20 protein-coding genes are annotated in these 22,079 nt (G+C 32.2%); 15 read left to right on the forward strand and 5 right to left on the reverse strand.

The window, feature by feature from the left end:
- The first annotated feature begins 33 nt into the window (after window positions 1-33).
- The 8 genes from ybaK to KA830_RS05140 all read left to right on the forward strand — a co-directional run bounded on the left by ybaK (window position 34) and on the right by KA830_RS05140 (window position 10,628).
- Window positions 34-513: a Cys-tRNA(Pro) deacylase gene (ybaK, locus tag KA830_RS05105; RefSeq protein ID WP_204180189.1), complete on the forward strand. Its 480-nt coding sequence runs from the start codon at window positions 34-36 to the stop codon at window positions 511-513.
- A gap of 796 nt (window positions 514-1,309) precedes the next feature.
- Window positions 1,310-2,068: a DeoR/GlpR family DNA-binding transcription regulator gene (locus tag KA830_RS05110; protein WP_046207377.1), complete on the forward strand. Its 759-nt coding sequence runs from the start codon at window positions 1,310-1,312 to the stop codon at window positions 2,066-2,068.
- Entirely contained in the window at window positions 2,065-2,988 is a 924-nt protein-coding gene (pfkB, locus tag KA830_RS05115) for a 1-phosphofructokinase (protein WP_204180190.1), read from the forward strand. Before KA830_RS05110 ends, pfkB begins: the two co-directional genes overlap by 4 nt.
- A gap of 1 nt (window position 2,989) precedes the next feature.
- Window positions 2,990-4,927, forward strand: a complete 1,938-nt coding sequence (locus KA830_RS05120) for a PTS fructose transporter subunit IIABC (protein WP_073343251.1) — start codon at window positions 2,990-2,992, stop codon at window positions 4,925-4,927.
- Between the two features lie 170 nt (window positions 4,928-5,097).
- The gene (nagA, locus tag KA830_RS05125; RefSeq protein ID WP_070039039.1) at window positions 5,098-6,258 is read left to right on the forward strand and encodes an N-acetylglucosamine-6-phosphate deacetylase; all 1,161 of its coding nucleotides are present in this window, start codon (window positions 5,098-5,100) and stop codon (window positions 6,256-6,258) included.
- A gap of 298 nt (window positions 6,259-6,556) precedes the next feature.
- Window positions 6,557-7,909: a hemolysin family protein gene (locus tag KA830_RS05130; protein WP_046207381.1), complete on the forward strand. Its 1,353-nt coding sequence runs from the start codon at window positions 6,557-6,559 to the stop codon at window positions 7,907-7,909.
- A gap of 255 nt (window positions 7,910-8,164) precedes the next feature.
- On the forward strand, window positions 8,165-9,004 hold the full coding sequence (locus KA830_RS05135) for an aldo/keto reductase (RefSeq protein WP_046207382.1): 840 nt from the start codon (window positions 8,165-8,167) through the stop codon (window positions 9,002-9,004).
- 523 nt (window positions 9,005-9,527) lie between these two features.
- Complete coding sequence (locus KA830_RS05140; RefSeq protein ID WP_210134091.1) at window positions 9,528-10,628, forward strand: glycosyltransferase family 2 protein; 1,101 nt, start codon at window positions 9,528-9,530, stop codon at window positions 10,626-10,628.
- Between the two features lie 538 nt (window positions 10,629-11,166).
- Here KA830_RS05140 and KA830_RS05145 read toward each other — a convergent pair.
- From KA830_RS05145 to queC, 5 genes are all read right to left on the reverse strand, one after another.
- On the reverse strand, window positions 11,167-11,421 hold the full coding sequence (locus KA830_RS05145) for a GlsB/YeaQ/YmgE family stress response membrane protein (RefSeq protein WP_145381720.1): 255 nt from the start codon (window positions 11,419-11,421) through the stop codon (window positions 11,167-11,169).
- A 63-nt stretch (window positions 11,422-11,484) separates the two neighbouring features.
- Window positions 11,485-12,078: a hypothetical protein gene (locus KA830_RS05150; RefSeq protein WP_070039048.1), complete on the reverse strand. Its 594-nt coding sequence runs from the start codon at window positions 12,076-12,078 to the stop codon at window positions 11,485-11,487.
- Between the two features lie 242 nt (window positions 12,079-12,320).
- The gene (queE, locus tag KA830_RS05155) at window positions 12,321-13,037 is read right to left on the reverse strand and encodes a 7-carboxy-7-deazaguanine synthase QueE (RefSeq protein ID WP_046207386.1); all 717 of its coding nucleotides are present in this window, start codon (window positions 13,035-13,037) and stop codon (window positions 12,321-12,323) included.
- The gene (gene queD, locus KA830_RS05160) at window positions 13,030-13,455 is read right to left on the reverse strand and encodes a 6-carboxytetrahydropterin synthase QueD (protein ID WP_046207387.1); all 426 of its coding nucleotides are present in this window, start codon (window positions 13,453-13,455) and stop codon (window positions 13,030-13,032) included. The genes queE and queD overlap by 8 nt, the downstream gene beginning before the upstream one ends.
- Window position 13,456: 1 nt before the next feature.
- Complete coding sequence (gene queC, locus KA830_RS05165) at window positions 13,457-14,128, reverse strand: 7-cyano-7-deazaguanine synthase QueC (RefSeq protein ID WP_046207388.1); 672 nt, start codon at window positions 14,126-14,128, stop codon at window positions 13,457-13,459.
- Window positions 14,129-14,378: 250 nt separating this feature from the next.
- Here queC and KA830_RS05170 point away from each other — a divergent pair, with 250 nt between their 5' ends.
- From KA830_RS05170 to ltaS, 7 genes are all read left to right on the forward strand, one after another.
- Entirely contained in the window at window positions 14,379-14,972 is a 594-nt protein-coding gene (locus KA830_RS05170; RefSeq protein WP_210122960.1) for an anthranilate synthase component II, read from the forward strand.
- Window positions 14,956-16,095, forward strand: coding sequence for a chorismate-binding protein (locus KA830_RS05175; protein WP_204180193.1), 1,140 nt, complete (start codon window positions 14,956-14,958; stop codon window positions 16,093-16,095). The genes KA830_RS05170 and KA830_RS05175 overlap by 17 nt, the downstream gene beginning before the upstream one ends.
- The gene (locus tag KA830_RS05180; protein ID WP_204180194.1) at window positions 16,095-16,703 is read left to right on the forward strand and encodes an aminotransferase class IV; all 609 of its coding nucleotides are present in this window, start codon (window positions 16,095-16,097) and stop codon (window positions 16,701-16,703) included. Before KA830_RS05175 ends, KA830_RS05180 begins: the two co-directional genes overlap by 1 nt.
- Before the next feature lie 197 nt (window positions 16,704-16,900).
- Window positions 16,901-17,104 carry a hypothetical protein gene (locus KA830_RS05185; RefSeq protein ID WP_071562148.1) on the forward strand — a complete coding sequence of 68 codons (204 nt, stop codon included), beginning with the start codon at window positions 16,901-16,903 and terminating at the stop codon, window positions 17,102-17,104.
- 22 nt (window positions 17,105-17,126) lie between these two features.
- Window positions 17,127-17,834 carry a 5-oxoprolinase subunit B family protein gene (locus KA830_RS05190; protein ID WP_204180195.1) on the forward strand — a complete coding sequence of 236 codons (708 nt, stop codon included), beginning with the start codon at window positions 17,127-17,129 and terminating at the stop codon, window positions 17,832-17,834.
- On the forward strand, window positions 17,822-18,826 hold the full coding sequence (locus tag KA830_RS05195) for a 5-oxoprolinase subunit C family protein (RefSeq protein ID WP_046207393.1): 1,005 nt from the start codon (window positions 17,822-17,824) through the stop codon (window positions 18,824-18,826). The genes KA830_RS05190 and KA830_RS05195 overlap by 13 nt, the downstream gene beginning before the upstream one ends.
- Window positions 18,827-19,907: 1,081 nt before the next feature.
- Complete coding sequence (ltaS, locus tag KA830_RS05200) at window positions 19,908-21,848, forward strand: polyglycerol-phosphate lipoteichoic acid synthase LtaS (protein ID WP_046207394.1); 1,941 nt, start codon at window positions 19,908-19,910, stop codon at window positions 21,846-21,848.
- Window positions 21,849-22,079 lie beyond the last annotated feature (231 nt).

Here is a 22,079-nt window from a genome sequence, read left to right on the forward strand (position 1 = left end):
ACATGAAACATTTTAATCATATGAGGTATCGAAATGAAGCAAAAGAAAACGAATGCTATGCGAATGTTAGATCGTCAAAAGATAAACTATAGTGTCAATATTTATGAAATTTCAGATGAACATATAGATGGTACTGAAGTAGCAAATAAAGTAGGCATAGAGGATAAGTATGTTTATAAAACACTTGTTTTAGAAAATAGTGATCATCATCATTTTGTGTTTATTATTCCGGTAAGTAACACATTAGATATGAAAGCGGCGGCACATGCGGTAAATGAAAAGAAACTGATATTAATGCCTTTAGATGATCTTAAAAAAGTAACAGGCTATATAAGAGGTGGTTGTTCACCGATTGGCATGAAAAAGCAATTTGAAACCGTTGTTGATGAGCAAGCAACAAGTATAGATTCACTTTATATTAGTGGCGGAGAGCGCGGGATACAGATTGAAATGGCAGTAGATGATTTGGTTGAAGTCACCAATGCAAAAGTGATGCACGTCACTCATCATTGAACAACGCAAAAATAAATAAAATCACGAAATAGGCATGATTCCATTTCGTGATTATTTAGCAGGCAATAAGTAATTAAATATTTTTTGTAATTTTATAAAATTGAGTGTATTAATGATTTGAATCTTTATTCGAATTTTGCACTCTTTTTTTTATGCGTTTTTTAAATTGACGTTCTACAATCATTAAAAACGTAAGGCTCAATGTAAAAAATGTGAGAGCCATCGTTAGAACAAACATAGATTCTATTGGGAGTAACAGTAATATAAGTAGTGCGATAAAGTTACTAATATATGCATATGTATAGAGTAAAATCATGGTCATTCGTATATATTTGTCGGATGTTTGACTAATAAATTGTAACAGGTTAAACGCCATTTGAAAAAACAACAAAATATATATTATCAAAGTTTGAAAAAACACAAAATCAGTTTTGAATTTTTCACTTATGTATATATTGAGCATCATTAAAATAGCAAAGATAATTGCGGTACTAATTCTGATTCGTCTTTCCCATTTTACTATAGATGATTTTTGCATAACTTCACGGCACTCCTCGTAAGAAATATGTGGAATAAAAAAGATTGTATTATACATTGTGCATTATAACGTAATGAGATGTATTATCAAGATACTCAAAATGGTTATTAATACATAGTTATGGAGCATAATTATTTATAAAAGGGTCAATCATCAAATTTTATTAGTTATATATGATTGTTTTTGATTGTTTTTGACAATAAATGATTGAAAAAAGAAAGCGCAACCATTATAATGAAAATGAAATGAGGTGAAGGGATGATTACAGAAAAGCGCCAGGAGCTCATATTGACTGAATTGTCAAAAAAAGATTTTTTAACCTTGCAAGAATTAATAGATCGAACTGGATGTAGTGCTTCTACAATTCGCCGAGATTTATCCAAATTACAAAAAATTGGGAAGTTGAAAAGAGTACACGGTGGGGCAATGCTTAATGAATCATCTATTTTAGAACCTAATTTGGCAGATAAACGCGGTACAAATTTAAAGGAAAAACAAGAAATTGCTCGATTAGCAGCACTAGAAATAGAAGACAATGAATGTATTTTTATAGATGCTGGTTCAACTACACTTGAGATGATTCCTTATATTGATGCACAAAATATCATTGTAGTAACAAGTGGTTTGACGCATGTCGAAGAGTTAATTAAACATGGTATACGTACATTTATTTTAGGTGGAGAAATTAAATCGACAACATATGCGACAGTAGGTGCTAGCGCACTTGAAACGTTGAAAAGCTATCGTTTTGATAAAGTATTCCTTGGTATGAACGGTATTGATTTAAAATATGGTTTAACTACACCAGACGAGCAAGAAGCAATTATTAAAAAACACGCGATATATTTAGGTTCGAAAGCGTATGTTTTAGCTGATCATGATAAATACGACAAGGTGTATTTTGCACATGTGCCTGTCGAAACACAAGTTAGCATTGTTACTTCTAAAAAAGTAAAAGAGAGTGACATATTTAAGCAATATACTGAACATTATACATTTATTGGAGGTACACGATGATTTATACGGTAACTTTTAATCCCTCTATTGATTACATCATGTTTGCTGATGATTTTGAATTAAATGGATTAAACAGAGCGACAGAAACTTTTAAATTTGCTGGAGGTAAGGGTATCAATGTTTCAAGGGTATTGAAAACATTGAATGTCCCTTCAACAGCCTTAGGATTTGCAGGTGGATTTCCAGGTCAATTTATAGATGACACTTTAAAAAAAGCAGGTATTCAAACTGATTTTATAGAGATAGATGAAGATACGCGGATTAATGTAAAACTGAAAATTGGTGATGAAACAGAAATAAATGCACCAGGTCCAAATATTTCTCAAACACAATTTGAAAATCTACTCAGACAACTTAAACAAACTTCAAAAAAAGATATAGTAGTCGTGGCAGGAAGTATACCGAAAAGCGTCCCTAAAGATGCTTATGAACAAATTGCAAAAATCATAAAACAAACAGGTGCTCGATTAGTCGTAGATGCTGAAAAAGATTTAGTGGAATCTGTATTAAAATACAACCCACTATTTATTAAACCGAACAAACATGAATTAGAAGTGATGTTTGATACATCAATCAATTCTGACGAAGATGTTATCTATTACGCACAAGAAATTATGAAACAAGGAGCATCATCTGTGATTGTGTCACTTGGTGGTGAGGGCGCAATTTATGTTGATCATAAACATAGTTTGAAAGCGTCAGTACCTCATGGTCAAGTTGTCAATACAGTTGGTTCCGGTGATAGCACTGTTGCAGGCATGATAGCTGGTCTTGAAACAGGATTGACGATTGAAAACGCGTTTAAACAAGCGGTTTCTGCGGGGACAGCGACTGCTTTTAACGATGATTTAGCCTCATACAAAGCCATTGAAGATATTAAAGAACATGTGACAATTACGACGCTAAAAGGGAGTGAATGAGATGAGAATTACAGAGTTATTAACTCAAGAGACAATAGCTATGGATCTTTCATCAACTGATAAGAATGGTGTCATAGATGAATTAGTGAATCAACTAGATAAAGCAAACAAATTAAACGATGTATCAGTTTTTAAAGAAGCTATTTATAATCGTGAAGCGCAAAGTACCACAGGTATTGGAGAAGGTATTGCGATACCACATGCTAAAGTAGCTGCGGTAGATACGCCTGCTATCGCCTTTGGTAAATCTAAAGCGGGTGTGGATTATCAAAGTTTAGATATGCAACCGGCACATCTGTTCTTTATGATTGCTGCTCCAGAAGGTGGCGCACAAACACATTTAGATGCATTAGCAAAACTATCAGGTATTTTAATGGATGATAAAGTGCGAGAAGATTTACTAAATGCAACGTCTCCACAAGAAGTGTTACAAATCATTGATAAAGCTGATGATGAAGCTACAGAAGAAGTAGAAGAAGAAACCGAAAGCTCTGTCTCTTCAGCTGACACAAATGAACCCTATATATTAGCGGTTACTGCTTGTCCAACGGGCATAGCACATACTTATATGGCTCGCGATGCTTTGAAAAAACAAGCTGAAAAAATGGGCGTTAAAATAAAAGTAGAAACAAATGGATCTGGCGGTATAAAGAATCATCTCACAAATGAAGATATCGAACGTGCAACTGGCGTTATTGTAGCGGCAGATGTGCATGTTGAAACAGCGCGTTTTAATGGTAAGAATGTTGTTGAAGTACCAGTAGCTGACGGAATTAAACGCCCAGAAGAATTAATAAATATGGCACAAGATACTTCTCGTAAACCGTTTGTAGCGAGTGCTGATTCAAGTAAAGCACAATCAGAAAGTAATGAAAAACAAGGTGTCGGTAAGACAATTTATAAACATTTGATGAACGGTGTTTCTAATATGCTACCACTTGTTATAGCTGGTGGTATTTTAATGGCTATTGTGTTCTTGTTTGGTGCAAACTCATTTGATCCAAAAAGTTCAGATTACAATGCGTTCGCAGAACAATTGTGGAATATAGGTAACAAGAGCGCCTTTATGCTAATTATACCTATACTTGCTGGTTATATTGCACGCAGTATTGCAGACAAACCAGGTTTTGCTGCTGGTTTGGTTGGTGGTTTGTTAGCTAGTACAGGTGATTCTGGCTTTATCGGCGGCATTCTTGCAGGTTTCTTAGCAGGTTATTTAACATTAGGCATCAAAAAATTAACAAATGGTATGCCACAATCTCTAGAAGGTTTAAAACCAACTTTAATTTTCCCGGTATTCTCTGTTTCTATAACAGGTTTACTGATGATTTATGTTTTAAATCCTCCAGCATCTTGGTTAAATAATTTATTGCTGAATGGATTACAAAGTTTATCAGGTACTAACATTATGCTATTGGGTCTTGTTATTGGCGCGATGATGGCGATTGATATGGGAGGTCCATTTAATAAAGCAGCTTACGTATTCGCTGTAGCTGCATTGACAGAAGGTAATGCAGCACCAATTACAGCAGCGATGATTGGCGGTATGGTGCCACCGATTGCTATTGCCACAGCAATGTTACTGTTCCGTAAAAAATTCACAAAAGAACAAAAAGGTTCTATTGTTCCAAACTACGTGATGGGGCTATCCTTCATTACTGAAGGCGCAATTCCTTTTGCCGCAGCTGACCCTATTCGTGTAATCCCGTCTATGATGGTGGGTTCAGGTGTAGCAGGTGCAATTGCATTAGGCTTAGGGTCATCCATTCAAGCACCACATGGTGGTATTATTGTTATATTAGGAACAGACTTTAGTCACGTATTACAATCATTGATAGCAATCATTATCGGAGCTATCATAGCAGCAGTTATTTATGGTATGTTAAAACCAAAATTAACTAAAGATGAGATACAAAGTTCAGAAGCGATGAATGATTAAAATTATAAAGGTTCATAATGAAAACCAGAAGAAACTCATGATTGAGTGAAACTTCTGGTTTTTTTAATTATTTGCTTTTGAATATAATATAAGCGTTGAATTTGGTAAAATAAAATATAAGTGATTTAAGAAAATTTTAACCTAAAATAATTGAAAAGAAGGTAATATAAATGGTTGAATATGTAATTGAAAATGGACGAATATATACTGAAACTGAAACCATTGATTGCGGTTATATCATCATTAAATCTGGTAAAATTGCTGGTTTAGGTGTAGGAACGTATGAAGGTGATTTACAAACGATCGATGCACAAGGGCATCATATTCTACCTGGTTTTATTGATATTCATATGCATGGTGGCTACGGGGAAGATGCGATGGATGCATCGATGACGGGCTTAAAACATTTATCAGAATCATTGCTATCTGAAGGCACAACGAGTTATTTAGCAACTACAATGACACAATCAGATGAAAATATAACAAAGGCACTTAAAAATATTGCTACATATCAAACACAACAAGATACGAAAAATACAGCTGAAATTGTGGGTATCCATTTAGAAGGTCCGTTTATTTCTGAGCATAAGGTAGGGGCACAAAATCCTGGTTATGTCCAACGACCTTCAGTAGAAAAATTAAAATACTTCCAAAATATAGCGAATAATCACATCAAAGTCGTCACATTTGCACCTGAAGTCGATGGTGCTAAAGAAACGTTGGCAACTTTTAAAGATCAAATTATATTTTCAATTGGACATACGGTTGCGACATTTGATGAGAGCAATGAAGCGGTGGAAAACGGTGCCAAACATGTTACGCATTTATATAATGCAGGTACCCCGTTTGAACATAGAGAACCAGGGCTATTCGGCGCTGCGTGGATTAATGAAAAATTAAACACTGAAGTTATCGTCGATGGGATTCATTCACATCCAGCTGCTGTAAATATTGCATATAAGCAAAAAGGCAATGAACATTTCTATTTAATTACAGATGCTATGAGAGCAAAAGGAATGCCGGATGGAGAATATGATTTAGGAGGTCAAAATGTCATCGTGAGAGGCTCAGAAGCACGTTTAGCTTCAGGAGCATTAGCGGGAAGTATTTTAAAAATGAATACTGGTTTGAATAATCTTATTAAATTTACAGGTGATACCCTAGATAATCTATGGCGTGTTACGAGCTTAAATCAGGCCATTGCTTTGAACATTGACGATAAAAAAGGTAGCCTAAAAACAGGTAAAGATGCTGATATTGTCATTGTGAACGATGATATTGAAGTTCAGACAACAATTAAAAATGGTGAAATCCATCATTTTATAAAATAAGCATTATTTTAAAGTATATAAACATTTTCAGAACAAAAGATGTAAAATTTAGAAAGTTGACGTGAAGGTGATTTTGCGTTTAAATGGTACATTAGGTGAATATAAAATTTTAATTTGTATAAATTACTTTCGAAATAAGTATTGTGATAAAATAAAAGAAATGCGTATTTTTAGGGAGGTGTTACAATGGGAAGGATTTAGCATATAAAACAAACTTAAGCAATCAAATCATATTTTATAAACAGTCACCTATTGTGACACAAAATTTGGAGGTGAATCCCTAGAAATAGGGAACTAATTGGAAACAGTGACCATAATAAATTTAGTAATATTCTTTTTTTTAATAGCATTAACTACAGTCTTCGTAGGCTCAGAATTTGCATTAGTAAAGGTACGTACTACTAGGATTGAACAACTTGCAACAGAAGGCAATGGTAGTGCACGTGTTGTTAAAAAAATGATTAAAAACCTAGACTATTACTTATCAGCATGTCAATTGGGTATTACAGTGACATCTTTAGGATTAGGTTGGTTAGGTGAACCAACATTTAACAAGTTGCTACACCCATTATTTGAATTAATCCATTTACCTGAAGCACTGACGACAACTATTTCATTTATCGTAGCATTTATCATTGTGACATATCTACATGTTGTTTTGGGTGAGTTAGCACCAAAAACACTTGCTATCCAATATACTGAAAAATTAGCATTGGTTTACGCTAGACCGCTATATTATTTCGGATTTGTAATGAAACCATTAATTTGGTTAATGAATGGTTCAGCAAGAATGATTATTCGTATGTTTGGTGTGGATCCTGATGCAAATAATGATGCCATGTCAGAAGAAGAAATAAAAATTATTATAAATAATAGTTATAATGGTGGAGAAATTAATCAAACAGAATTAGCATATATGCAAAATATTTTTTCATTTGATGAAAGACATGCCAAGGATATCATGGTACCGCGTACACAAATGGTTACATTAAATGAACCGTTTAATGTAGATGAACTATTAGAAACGATTAAGGAACATCAATTCACACGTTACCCAATTACAGAAGATGGCGATAAAGACCATGTTAAAGGGTTTATTAATGTAAAAGAATTTTTAACAGAGTATGCTTCTGGTAAACCGATGAAAGCAAGTAACTATATCCATGATTTACCAATGATTTCTGAAACAACTAGGATTAGTGATGCGCTTATTAGAATGCAGCGTGAACATGTTCACATTAGCTTGATTATCGATGAATATGGTGGTACTGCAGGTATTTTAACGATGGAAGATATCTTAGAAGAAATCGTCGGTGAAATTCGTGATGAGTTTGATGATGATGAAGTCAATGATGTTGTAAGACTAAGTGATAATAAATACCAAATTAACGGTAGAGTGTTATTAGATGATTTAAATGATCAATTTGGTATTGAATTTGAAGATTCTGAAGATATAGATACAATTGGTGGCTGGTTACAGGCACATAATACTAATTTACAACCCAATGATTATGTAGATACACAATATGATCGTTGGATTATATCAGAAGTGGATAATCATCAAATTATCAATGTTATCTTAGAATTTGAATATCATGAAACACGTCCAACTCCAGAAGAAGATGAAGACGAAGAAAGCAATGATAATTAAGCTATGAGTATGATGCACTAGCAATGTTGAAATTTTTAGCATAGTAATCATCATTTGCTGGCAAGATATCAACATATGTTTTGCACCACTCGCATATTACTTGTATGATAAAATATAAGTAGGTATTGCAAAAACTGGGACATCATTGAATGTTCCAGTTTTTTTATAATTATCTTTATAGAAAAGCTAAATGCATAACGTGTTTTTATGTAAAATTGAAAATATATTGATATTAAAAATGAGGAGGATAAGTGTATGTTAGAAGATACATATTATTTAAATAATGGTTATCCTATGCCAAAAGTTGGTTTAGGTGTGTATAAAATCACTGATGAGGAAATGGAAAATGCTGTATCTAGCGCTTTAGATATTGGTTACCGTGCTTTTGATACAGCTTACTTTTATAAAAATGAAATTGCATTAGGCAATGCTTTAAAAAAATCTGATGTACCACGTTCTGAATTATTTATTACATCAAAGATATGGAATGATTATCAAGGATATGATAAAACAATTGAATTTTTTACAAAATCTATAGAGAATTTAGGTACTGATTATCTAGATTTATTTTTAATACATTGGCCATGTGAGGAAGATGGACTTTTTATTGAAACGTATAAAGCGATGGAAAAATTATATAGAGATGGTCGAATCCGTGCCATTGGGGTATGTAACTTTAAACAACATCATTTAGAAAAATTGATGGCAGAGACAGAAATTACGCCTGCTGTGAACCAAGTGGAGGTACACCCTTATTTCAATCAGCATGAGCTACAAGATTTTTGTGATAAGCATGATATTGCAGTGACAGCTTGGATGCCACTCATGAGAAACCAAGGTTTACTTGAACATCCTATCATTGTTGATATTGCCGAACGTTATAGTAAAACACCTGCACAAATCGTGTTGCGTTGGCATTTAGCACATAACCGTTTAATTATACCAAAGTCTAAAACACCTAAACGTATTAAAGAAAATTATGATATTTTTGATTTTAGTTTAGAATTAACGGATATTGCTGAGATTGATAATCTAAATCGAGATGCGCGCCAAGGTAAAGATCCTGATAAAGTGCGTATAGGCGATTTAAAGTAATGATTTAAAATAGCAAAATTTAGCTTTGTTTATAAAAATTTGAAGTGAAAGATAGCTAAAAATGGAGAAGTAGTTGCAAATCAAGGTTTATTTTTTAGTAGTTTCTTCAAAAAAGGTGAACGTTAAATATTTTAAATAACGTAGGATAGAGCATGGTGTTCATGACACTTGTTTCTCTATCCTACTTTTTTAATTTTACGAATATATGTTTTATTTCCTTTTCTGACAAATAGTTGATAAACTAAATGGACAATGTTACAACTTTTTACAAAAAAGATATTGAACAATATTTATATGTATATATGCTCTACATCATCATAAAAATTTAAAAACTAAATTTTAGTGTCTCTTAATGACACGAATTATTGGTATTATCTATTTCAAAATTTTTAAAAGAGTGTAAGTTTTATAATTGATTATTAAGGAAATATAAAAATTGTGTAAACCTAAATGAAAAGAATGGCGAAATAACTGTAAATATTGGTAAAGTAAAATTGAAGTAATTGAAATGAAGGTGTTTATTATGCATATAAGAGTTATAGTGCCATGTTATAACGAAGGTGAAGTAATATTAAAAATATATCACAAGTTAACTGAAATATTAGATGAAGATAGTCTTAACCGTCACTATAACTATGATTTGCTATTTGTAGATGATGGTAGTCAAGATAAAACGATTAATTATATTCAAGAAATGGCAGCACAGGATGAACATGTAAAATATATTTCATTTAGTAGGAATTTTGGTAAGGAATCAGCAATGATTGCCGGTTTCCAACACAGTGTGGAATGTGATGCTGTTGTGATGATTGATGCTGATTTACAGCACCCGCCAGAGCTTATACCACAGATGATAGATAGTTATTTGGATGGCTATGATCAAGTCGTCGCAAAACGAGATAGAACAGGTGAAAAACGTTCAAGAAAATTTTTAACGCAATGCTATTACAAAGTGATTAATCATTTTGTCGAGGATATTAAACTAGAAGACGGTGTTGGAGATTTTAGATTGCTTAGTCAACGCGCGTTACACTCATTAACATCGTTAAATGAATATAATCGTTTTTCAAAAGGGTTATATGAATGGATTGGCTATAATACTAAAGTTTTTACTTATGAAAATGTTGAAAGAGAAGAAGGTACATCGAAATGGTCATTTGGTAAATTATTGAACTATGGTATAGATGGCTTGATCTCATTTAATAATAAACCATTACGCGCTATGATTTATTTAGGACTGATTGTATTTTTTGTGAGTCTACTTTATATTATATTTAGTTTTGGAAATATTATGATTAATGGTGTGAAAACACCAGGGTACTTTTCAACAATTGCAGCTATTTTATTACTTGGAGGTATCCAACTGATTTCAATCGGTATTGTAGGCGAATATATCGGTAGGATATATTATGAAGTAAAACAGCGACCAAAATATATTGTTCAAGTATCTAATTTAAAGCAGGTAGACAAAACGAAAGGGCTGGACTCTGAATTAGAAATGTCTGAATATCCAGAAGAAGCGAAAGAACAAAATAAAAACAGTATAAATAGAGAAGAACATTTTTATGTACCCTCTCATAAGGTTAAAACTGAAAAGAATAAAACACTTGTTAAACATAGATAATCACTGCCCTCAGGTTATGCTAAAAGCGTAGTCTGGGGGTTTCGTTTATTAAAAATTGAGTTTAATTGTGCATGGTTGTCCGAGGAGGTGATTTGAGCCTGTGTCTTTCGGCATATCAATCTAAAGCATTATCACATTACAAAATTGTATAAGAGCCAAATTAGTTAAATACTCTTAAAAGCAAAAATAAAAATGTTATAGTCAAAGAAATTTTGATACAGAAGTAATGTTTAGTTTTATAAAGGTTGTTTTAGATTTTAGGTTATTGTTGAGCCCGTACACACAAAGTTAAAATAACAACTAAAGATGATACGAATGACATTTTAAAAAAGATAGATCATAAACCCTCATGATAATAACACTTTAAAAAACAAAAAACGTCAATTTCTAAAGTATCTCAATAGAAATTGACGCTTATTTTTGGTTGAGATTTTAGTATTCCTGAGTGCTTTCGCTATTTAGTCATCTTCTGACGATATAGAAACGATGTCATTAAGTTTCAGGAATTTCTTTTAAAACTAAAAAATTAACAAACCATTTATTTTTTACGTAATTTTCCCAATATAAATGATGCAAAGGCAACAAGAATAATTGTTCCAATTAGTGCAGGGAAGATAGCGATACCGCCTAAATGCCAACCCCAATCACCTAATATCCATGAACCTAATGCAGAACCTACGATACCAGCAATGATATTTCCTAAAATACCTCCAGGGATATCTTTACCGACGATACCACCAGCAATCCAGCCGATTAAACCGCCGACAATTAACATAATAATAAATCCAAACATAAGCATACCTCCTTTTTAAATATCATAATAAATTATTACATACCACAAAATATAATTTGCTAATCATTTTTTTGAAAAAAATATATTCTGCCATAATAAAAAAAGTAAGAATAATAAATGTACAATTATAAAGGCATACCAATAAGGTGTTAATAAAGGCATGATTGTAAAAGATAATACAATAATAATTTGGCCAATCACTACTGGTTTGCGAATACGATTCAAGATTTTAATTTGTTCTTTTTCATGTGTTTGGAATGTACTATAGAACAATAAAGTTGCACCTATGAGAAAAATAGCTGGAGCTAAATATGGAATGGACATATAGTAAGAATCTTTACTTGTATCGTATGAAAGGATTAAAGATGTACTCATGATAATCGTTAAAATAAAACCAATAAATTTTTGATCAGTTATGACATATGTTTTTGTTTTTTTATTGAGATACAATTGCAACAATGTCCAAATAATTAAATGGGTGCAAGTATAAAATGTTATGTAATCGTATTTACCAACAAGGACTAAATTAATGATACTATTAATGGTTATTGATAAAAGTATAGAGCTAAACTTAAGTTGTTTGAAATTCTGACGATATAAATCAATACCGAGTATGATTGCTACCGTAGCTATATTTATGATTATATTTATTAGCATGTTGCTCTCCTAACCTAGATACTTCACTGCAACATTATATCAATTAAGTTAGATTTAATCATTTAATAACAGTTGATGTTTTAAAAAATTATAAGTCATTATCTGACATATTGTAAAATTGTTATTATTTTAAATAATTATATTTACAGTGACAATCATTGCTATGTTTTATGTACAAAGTAAAAACCGGTTTATTGTATAGACAAAGAGCATTATACAACGAACCGGTTCATTGACTCAATTTAAACACCTTTTTTATTACTCCAAAGTAAAGTATGTAATTGAGGTAATACATATACATTATTCATATCGCTACTATCCATGACACGATTCACAAGGGTTTCATATAATGAAAGTAACTTTTCTGTGTGAGATTCAACATATTCTCCGTCTAGGTATGGATTCCCAACTTGTAAATAAAATGGCACGTTAGGATATCTATGATGAATCATTTTGGCAAATTCAAAGTCCTCATCATTGAAAATAACTACTTTAAGATTGAGTGTTTCTGGCTTACATTTAGCAATAACATCATCTAAAATAGGTAAATTTGGTTTCATCATTGAGCTAGGTGGTTTTGGACTAATTGTTAAATCATCAATTTGTGTCATCCATGGTTGGAATTTACTGCCTTGTGTTTCTAGGGCGCTTTGTATGCCTTTGTCTTCGAATAAATCAACTAATGTTTGAATGCCTTTTATTAAAGCTGGATTGCCTCCTGAAATTGTTACGTGATTAAATGATTCACCTGCAATGTCATATAATTGCGCATAAATTTCTGTAGCATCCATCATGCGTATTTCTTCTTTTGCACTGCCATCCCATGTAAAACTAGAGTCACACCAACTGCAACGGTAATCACATCCGGCTGTACGTACAAACATGGTTTTGCGGCCGATGACACGACCTTCACCTTGTATCGTTGGACCAAAAATTTCAAGCACAGGTATTTTACTCATGGTTTGGCTCCTTTGGTCGATATATGACATAACTTGTTGGTGTTTCTCTGACGTAAACTTGCAAGCATTGTGGTTTGTTTGGCCTTTGGTTTAATGAAGACTGAACCATCTCATATATTGTTTGTGCCACAATTTCAGTTGAAGGACTTTTACCCTCAAATTGAGGTAACTCATTTAATAATTGATGGTCAAATTGACCGTGTACGAGTTGTTTCAATTCACTAAAATTCACTAAAAACCCATTATGGTCTACGGTATCTCCACCGATTGTTAAGTTGACAAAGTAAGTATGTCCATGCGTACGCATGCATTTTCCAGCGTCTTCACTTGGAATATAATGTGCGGCTGAAAAATTAAAATCCTTATTAAGTTCAAATTGGTAATTGTGGTTAACACTAGGGTAATTTTGTTGGAACATATTAATTCGCTCCTTTTTCTTCTAGATAAGCATTAAGACCGCGTGCGCGTAGTTTACAGGCAGGACATTCGCCACATCCTTCGCCAATAATCCCGTTATAACAAGTTAACGTTCGCTTTCGAACGTATTCTAATACACCGAGTTCATCGCTTAAAGCCCACGTTTGTTTTTTATCCAGCCACATTAACGGCGTGTGAATAACGAAATCTTTATCCATAGAGAGGGAAAGTGTAACGTTCATTGACTTAATAAAGCTATCTCGACAATCAGGGTAGCCAGAAAAGTCTGTTTCACATACACCCGTGATAATATGTTTAGTATTTGTCTGATATGCTAGGGCGCCAGCAAAAGATAAGAACAGCAAGTTACGTGCAGGCACAAACGTGTTTGGCATACCACTATCTCCTTCATTTATATCCATATCATGTTGTGTCAATGCGTTAGGAGTGAGTTGAGATAATAGGGACATGTCAAGTATATGGTGCTCGACTGCTTGTTCTTGAGCGATTTGTTTGGCAACCTGAATTTCTGTATCGTGCCTTTGTCCATATTCAAAAGTTACTAAGACAACTTCATCAAAATGTTTTTTTGCCCAAAATAAACAGGTTGTACTATCTTGGCCACCGCTAAATACTACGATGGCTTTATTATTGTTTAATGGCTGTTGTGTCATTATAGTTTACACTCCTTAAAATATCGTGCTAGCTTTGCCATATAAAACTGATGACGCCATAAAAAAACGCCTATCTCTATAAAAAGATAGACGTCGTTCAAGTGTCTAGTTTTTTATAGAGGGTGTCAGCTAGAAACCTCTGTTACATTTATACCGTGACTAGAATAATACATTTAAGCTGTAAAATCAAGTTGAGATTTGGGATAATAACTATATTAGAATAATATATAACTACAAATGAGGTGATTCAATGTTACTTGTAATCGATAATAAAGACTCATTTACGTATAATATCGTGGACTATCTCAAACAATGTTATACAGGGACAATCAAAGTGGTTGATGTGGATGAGATTGATATAGACAAGCTCATCGATATGAAACCATTGGCGATTATCATATCGCCAGGACCAGGAACGCCGTCAGATTATCCGATTATAAATGAAGTCATCACACAATTTATGAATAATGTACCAATTTTAGGGGTATGCTTGGGATTCCAACAAATTATTACTTATTTTGGGGGACGTATTGTAAAGAATCATAAGCCTATCCATGGCCATACAACTTCAATTACCCACACGGGCAAAGGTATTTTCAAAGATTTACCAAAATCATTTAATGTAATGCGTTATCATTCATTAATGGCAGACATACATACATTTCCTGTTGAGCTAAATGTCACAGCAACCAATGATAAAGGAATAATTATGGCCTGTGAGCACCGAGAATGTGCTATTTATGGTGTCCAATATCATCCTGAATCGTTTTTGAGTGAATATGGTATCGAACAAATTAAATTATTTATTGAAAGTGTGGAGGCGCATCATGCAAGTAAAATTTAATTACCAATATTATATAAATGAAACACAAACCGAAACGTATCAATATCTATTTAAAGAATGTTTGAGCAAAAAAATAGCATATCAAATGCAGGATGTTGGAGAAGTCATTCGATTTGCTGAATTACATCAAAGTAAAGGTAAATATGTGGCGTTATACTTACCATATGAAGCGGCAAGTTATTTTAATAATCAGTTAGCAACGATAACGCCTAAAGGTATATTTGTGTATGCTGCTGCATATGTATTTGAATCAGTACACGATGACTTAAATGAACAAGCTTTGGCATATCAGCGTAAATATAATTTTAAATTTCAATATAGACATGCGCGCATGATTGATCATATTAAACAAGTGCAAAAAGCGATTGTAGAAGGTAATACATACCAAGTTAATTATACAACCAGATTGAGTGATGACGTAAAAGGACCGATTTCTGAACTTTATCATGTACTTCAGGGCGGAAATCATGGTCATTATTCTGCTCTGATTGATACAAAAGAAGTTCAAATAGCATCATTATCCCCAGAGCTATTTTTTCAATTTGGCCCATTTAAAAATCAATCCAATATTGTATTAAGTAAGCCGATGAAAGGAACAATAGCCAGAGGAGAAACAGAATTAGAAGATAAGGCCCATTTTGAAAAACTTAGAAACTCTACCAAAGATAGAGCAGAAAATGTCATGATTGTTGATTTATTACGGAATGATATAAGTAGAGTAGCCAACACTGGCACAGTTAAAGTATATCAACCGTTTCGTATTGAAAGGTATCAAACGGTGTATCAAATGACATCTATGGTTACTGGGCAGTTAGCAAACCATGTGAGTTTAGTGCAAGTATTAGAAGCTATTTTCCCTTGTGGTTCAATTACCGGCGCGCCGAAAGTAAACACAATGAAATATATTAAACAATTAGAGCAAACACCAAGAAATGGCTATTGCGGAACTATTGGTTTATTGTTACCCGATGGGAAAGCTATTTTCAATGTACCTATTCGTACGATTCAATATATTAATGGGAAAGCTGTATACGGGGTTGGTGCAGGTATTACAATTGATTCCAACCCAGAATCTGAAGTGCAAGAATTCATCGATAAGACTAAAATTTTGGAGAGATTATAATGCAGTTATTTGAAACATTACGATTAGACTCAGGCAAATTTTCAAGGTTGAGATATCATTATGACAGGATAAAACATTCAGCAAATCAATTCCAAATAACATTTGAAGATGATCAATGGCATAAAACGATTTCTGAAATTAAAAACCACTATTTTACAGGGACCTATAGAGTGAAAATTATTTTATATCCCAATGGCAATTTTAAATATGAAGTTGCTGAATTACCTCAAAAAGATAGCTTTACGGCAAAAATTGTACCATTAACTCAAATTCAAGATAAACGCATACTTACGAATAAAACGACAAATAGAGATCATTTAGCACATAATCATGAAACTGACCTCATTTTACTTTATGACGAATCAGGAAAAATATTAGAATTTGATATTGGAAATATTATGATCAAAGAAGGAGATCATTATTATACGCCAGTATTTAATGATGATTTTTTAAAAGGATGTAAGAGACAAGAATTAATAGATGAAGGTGAATTAATAGAAAAAGATTATAGTTTGGCAACATTTAAGCAAAAGTTAAGGCAAAATCAAATTCAAGTTTTTCTGATAAATAGTTTAAGAGAGGTTGCCGATGTTGCAATAAATCTATAGAATATAGAAAGTATAAGAAAAATATAAATTTTAATTCTAATAATTGTGATAAAACGTTATTGCGATAGTGTTTGATATCCATAATTGAATGTATCAAATATGCTACACATAGATATAGTTTAACTGTAAGTTATGAAGTAAGTTAAACAAAGTTATATGCGTCTTAAAAATCTAATGTCAGCAAGCGAGGCAAAATAATGATATGGATTTGGATTTTATTAATTATTACGCTAATCGGCCTTACAAAATGGTATGTAACCTATTTAATGAATCACCATAAATATTATATTACTAAGTTAGTCATCACTATTTCATGTGCTATTCAATTTATATTTATCTATGGTTTAGTTAAAGAATTAATACGCTACTTAATACAAATATTAAATGTATTTTATCGATAGACACAATAGATGAGGTGAATTTATGAAGATATATAGTCAAGGTGACCAAGCAATTGTGGTTTCTATAGAAAAGGAAGTTTCCAAAGATTTAACTGATGATTTACTCGCATTAAAAACATATCTTATTAATAAAAATTATCCTTTTATTACAGAAATTGTACCAACAGAGTCGGATATGATGATTTGTTATGATGCTAGAGATATGATTAAACATCACAATATAAAATCACCTTTTTTATATATGAAAGCACTTTTGCAATCTGTTCAATTAGAGATAAAACATGTAGAAGAAACACCCTCACCCATTCAAATACCTGTAGTATATGGTGGAGACTTTGGACCAGATTTAGCACCCTTGCTAAAATATTATAAAATGGATTTCGACAAATTTGTAAAATTACATACAAATTCGAATTTTTTCGTATCAATGATGGGCTATTCTCCAGGATTTCCGTATTTAACAGGGATGGATAAACGCTTATTTGTCAATCACACAGGTGGCAAAAAAGCATTTATTCCTGCAGGATCAGTGATTATAGAAGGTAAGAAAACTGGCATTACTACAATTGATACTTATGGTGATTGGCTAGTGATAGGCTACACACCAGTAGAATTATTTAATCCACATCAAACAGATTTTACAACTTTAAAATTAGGGGATAATGTGCAATTTCAAGCTGTGTCAGAGGATGCATTGGATTTAGGAGGATTTAAACCATGTCAATCATAATAGAAAATGAAGGATTGTTCTCAAGTTTTCAAGATTTTGGGCGTATCGGTTATGAGCACAATGGTGTAATCCCTAGTGGTGCTTTAGATCCATTATCACATGAAATTGCAAATCGATTAGTAGCCAACGATAAACATGAAGCTACTTTAGAAATGACCAATAGAATGGCAAGTATTCGTTTTACTGAACCTACTTTAATTGCATTAAGTGGTGGCAGTTTTAAAGCTAAAACTGCTAATTTAAAAGTTTTACCCAATAAACTTTATTTAATGGAAAAAGGTGATGTACTCGAGTTTACAGAAACTTCACGGACATCAAGAGTCTATTTAGCCGTTGGTGGAGGATTCGAGCTAGATGAATGGTTGGGTTCTACTTCAACTGATTTTATGTCTAAACTTGGTGGTTTTCATGGGCGCAAACTAGAAAAAGGTGACGAAATCAATATGAAACGTGATTATACAGAACGTCACCATAAACTTTTTGAAAATCTTGAACATACACATCAGACTGACTGGGGTATAGATGGCTATGCGCTTTCTTTTAATTATATGTCAGATGTATTTCATGTCATTAAAAATAAAGGAACAGAAGATTTTAATCAAAATGCTTTAAATCGTTTTACTTACGGGGAATATAAAGTGACAAGTAAAGCGAATAGGGTAGGCATGTATGTCGAAGGCCAACCTGTTAAAGCATTTTATGAAGATATGCCCGCACATCAATCTGTACAAATAGGAACAATTCAAGTGAAGAGAGATGGTACGCCAATTATTTTGTTAAATGATCATTACACGTTAGGGAGCTATCCACAAATTGGGACAATTGCCAGTTACCATTTAACTAAGTTAGGTCAAAAACATCCTGGTACTAAATTGAAATTTCAATTTATAGATGTTGAAACTGCAGAAAAGAACTTAATAAAATATACTAATTGGTTAAATCAACTGTTTCATGGTATCGAGTATAGAATGCAATTAGAAATGTTAAAATAATGTACACGATTAGAGAATGAAGTGTATGTGTGTATAGCAAAATGTTAAGAGCATTAGCATTTAAAATTAATAATCAGTTAATCTATAAAACATTATTATATTAAGACGCTTTTGAGCTAAAGAATCTTAGAACAAATAAAAGTGTCTTGGACGAGTAAAAAAAGGCAATTTCTATTGAAATATTATAGAAATTGTCTTTTTCAATATTGTTTTATTTATAGTTAGCTCATTGAGTTAGTACTTGAGTTTCTATAGATTTATATCTCAAGCTGCTTTTTTATGTTGGATGATTTTTATAATATGTCTGTTGCTTTCGACAAATACTTAAGTAAAATATAGTTCTAAATTAATGTTTACAATACTTGGTCAATGATTATTCAAAAGCGTTCAGCTATAGCAATTATTTCGTAGATTTAATTATGGTCTTTCGTATTTATTATCAACAGCATGAATGTCGGATATGATAAGATTTAGTAATTACTTAAGTCATTCTGTATAATTTAACCTTTATTTAAATAGGTCCAAGGCCTGATTAATTTATTAAATAGAACAAGTATAATTATAAAGGAAATTTAAATTTTAACCTTATTTTAATCGCGTATTCATAATAGGTTAATGATACCTTCATAAAACGGTTAAATCAGCTTTTTAAATTAAAAAAAGTGTGTTTTTACTTGATATTAGTCAAGAATTGCTTTATATTTATTAATTGAACTATAATCGTTTTATTACAATGATATTACAGAGTGAACGCAGTGTAAAAACGATGTAAAACATAACAAAACGCATTAACATAATTTACATTACAACAAATATAATTTTTCACAAAAGAACAAATAAAATTCATTGAAAATAAAAAATTGCTACTTTATAAAAATAAATTAGTGACATAAGAAAAAAAGATGTGTTTTAAAAGAAAATACAGGAGTTACCGTGTTTTTTAACTTAAATTTTAACTTTCGCAAATAACGATAAAGATGTTGGTAGAAATTATCACTTACGCGCTAACAACGGGTACAAAGCATTTAATCTAGCTAGGTATTAGCACAAACTTTTATTAATTTATATCGGGGGAACAGACATGAGTCTACACAAAAAGAAACTAACTCTTTTTGCGTTTTTTATTTTAACTGTTATAACAGTTACTGCTAAAACGTATTTTTCATACTATGTTGACTTTTCTTTAGGTGTTAAAGGGTTAGTTCAAAATTTAATTTTATTAATGAATCCATATAGCTTAATTGCATTAGTATTGAGTATTTTCTTATTCTTCAAAGGTAAGAAAGCATTTTGGTTTATCTTTATAGGAGGTTTTATTTTAACCTTCTTATTATACGCAAATGTTGTATATTTCAGATTCTTCTCTGATTTCTTGACTTTTAGTACATTAAATCAAGTAGGAAATGTTGAATCAATGGGTGGCGCTGTATCAGCTTCATTTAAATGGTATGACTTTGTTTACTTTATCGATACAATCATTTATTTATTTGTATTAATCTTCAAACAAAAATGGTTAGATAAGCGTGTGTTTAGCAAGAAGTTTGTTCCAGTAATCATGGCAGCGTCTGTTGCATTATTCTTCTTAAACCTAGCTTTTGCAGAATCTGATCGTCCAGAATTATTAACGCGTACATTCGATCATAAATATTTAGTGAAATACTTAGGTCCATATAACTTCACAGTTTATGATGGTGTAAAAACGATTCAAAATAATCAACAAAAAGCGTTAGCAAATGAAGATGATTTGACAAAAGTTTTAAATTATACGAAACAAAAACAAACACAACCAAACCCAGAATATTTCGGTGCAGCAAAGAAAAAAAATGTGATTAAAATACACTTAGAAAGTTTCCAAACTTTCTTGATAAACAAAAAAGTAAATGGCGAGGAAGTTACACCATTCTTAAATAAACTTTCTTCTGGTAATGAAGATTTTAGATATTATCCGAACTTCTTCCACCAGACAGGACAAGGTAAAACTTCAGACTCAGAATTCACTATGGATAACAGTTTATATGGTTTACCACAAGGTTCGGCATTCTCACTTAAAGGGGATAACACGTACCAATCATTGCCAGCTATTATGCATCAACAACAAGGATACACATCTAGCGTAATGCACGGTGATTATAAAACTTTCTGGAACCGTGACCAAGTATACAAACATTTTGGTGTAGATAAGTTTTATGATGCAACATATTTTGATATGTCAGAAGAAAACCAAGAGAACTTAGGTCTGAAAGATAAAGAATTCTTTGATGAATCAGCTGATTATTTAGCAAAGGAAAAAGAACCTTTCTATAGTCACTTAATAACGCTAACAAACCATTATCCATTTACATTATCTCCAGAAGATGCATCAATTGATAAACCAAATACTGGTGATTCAACAGTTGACGGTTATGTTCAGACAGCGAGATATTTAGACGAATCGTTAGAACAGTTTGTAAATGAATTGAAGAAAAAAGGTATCTATGATGATTCCGTTATTATGATTTATGGTGACCATTATGGTATTTCTGAAAACCATAATAAAGCGATGGAAAAATTATTAGGTGAAGACATTACACCAGCTAAGTTTACAGATTTAAACCGAACAGGCTTCTGGTTGAAAATACCTGGTAAAGAAGGTACTGTTGATAAAACTTATGCTGGACAAGCAGATGTAATGCCAACATTATTACATTTAATGGGTATTGATACTAAAAATTATCTCATGATGGGTACAGACTTATTGTCAAAAGATCATAATGACACAGTACCGTTTAGAAATGGTGACTTTGTAACGAAAGATTACAAATATGTAAATGGTAGAATATATGATAATAAAAATAATGAGCCAGTTACAGAAAAACCAAGCGATTTTGATAAACGCAAACAACAAGCTGAAAAAGACTTGCAAATGAGTGATGACGTCCTAAACGGTGATTTATTGAGATTTTATGATAACCCTGACTTTGATAAAGTGAAACCATCAAACTATAAATATGAAACAGGTCCACAAGGACAAGAGAAAAAATAATTAATACTTTAGTCCTAATCCATTATTTAAAATGGATTAGGGCTTTTATATATATGTAAGTGTATTGAATGGTATTTTATGATGCGCATGATGATTGTATTGAATTATTTAATATGAGTGAACTTTAAGCAGGGTAGGATAGCAGATTAGTACATATCCAGAGCAAACATGCACATTATAAAAAAGAATGCTAAAAAGGCTAGAACATAAATCCCCATTCTCAAAATGAGA

Source organism: Staphylococcus sp. GDY8P119P (genome assembly GCF_017892075.1).
Taxonomy (GTDB): Bacteria; Bacillota; Bacilli; order Staphylococcales; family Staphylococcaceae; genus Staphylococcus; species Staphylococcus ureilyticus.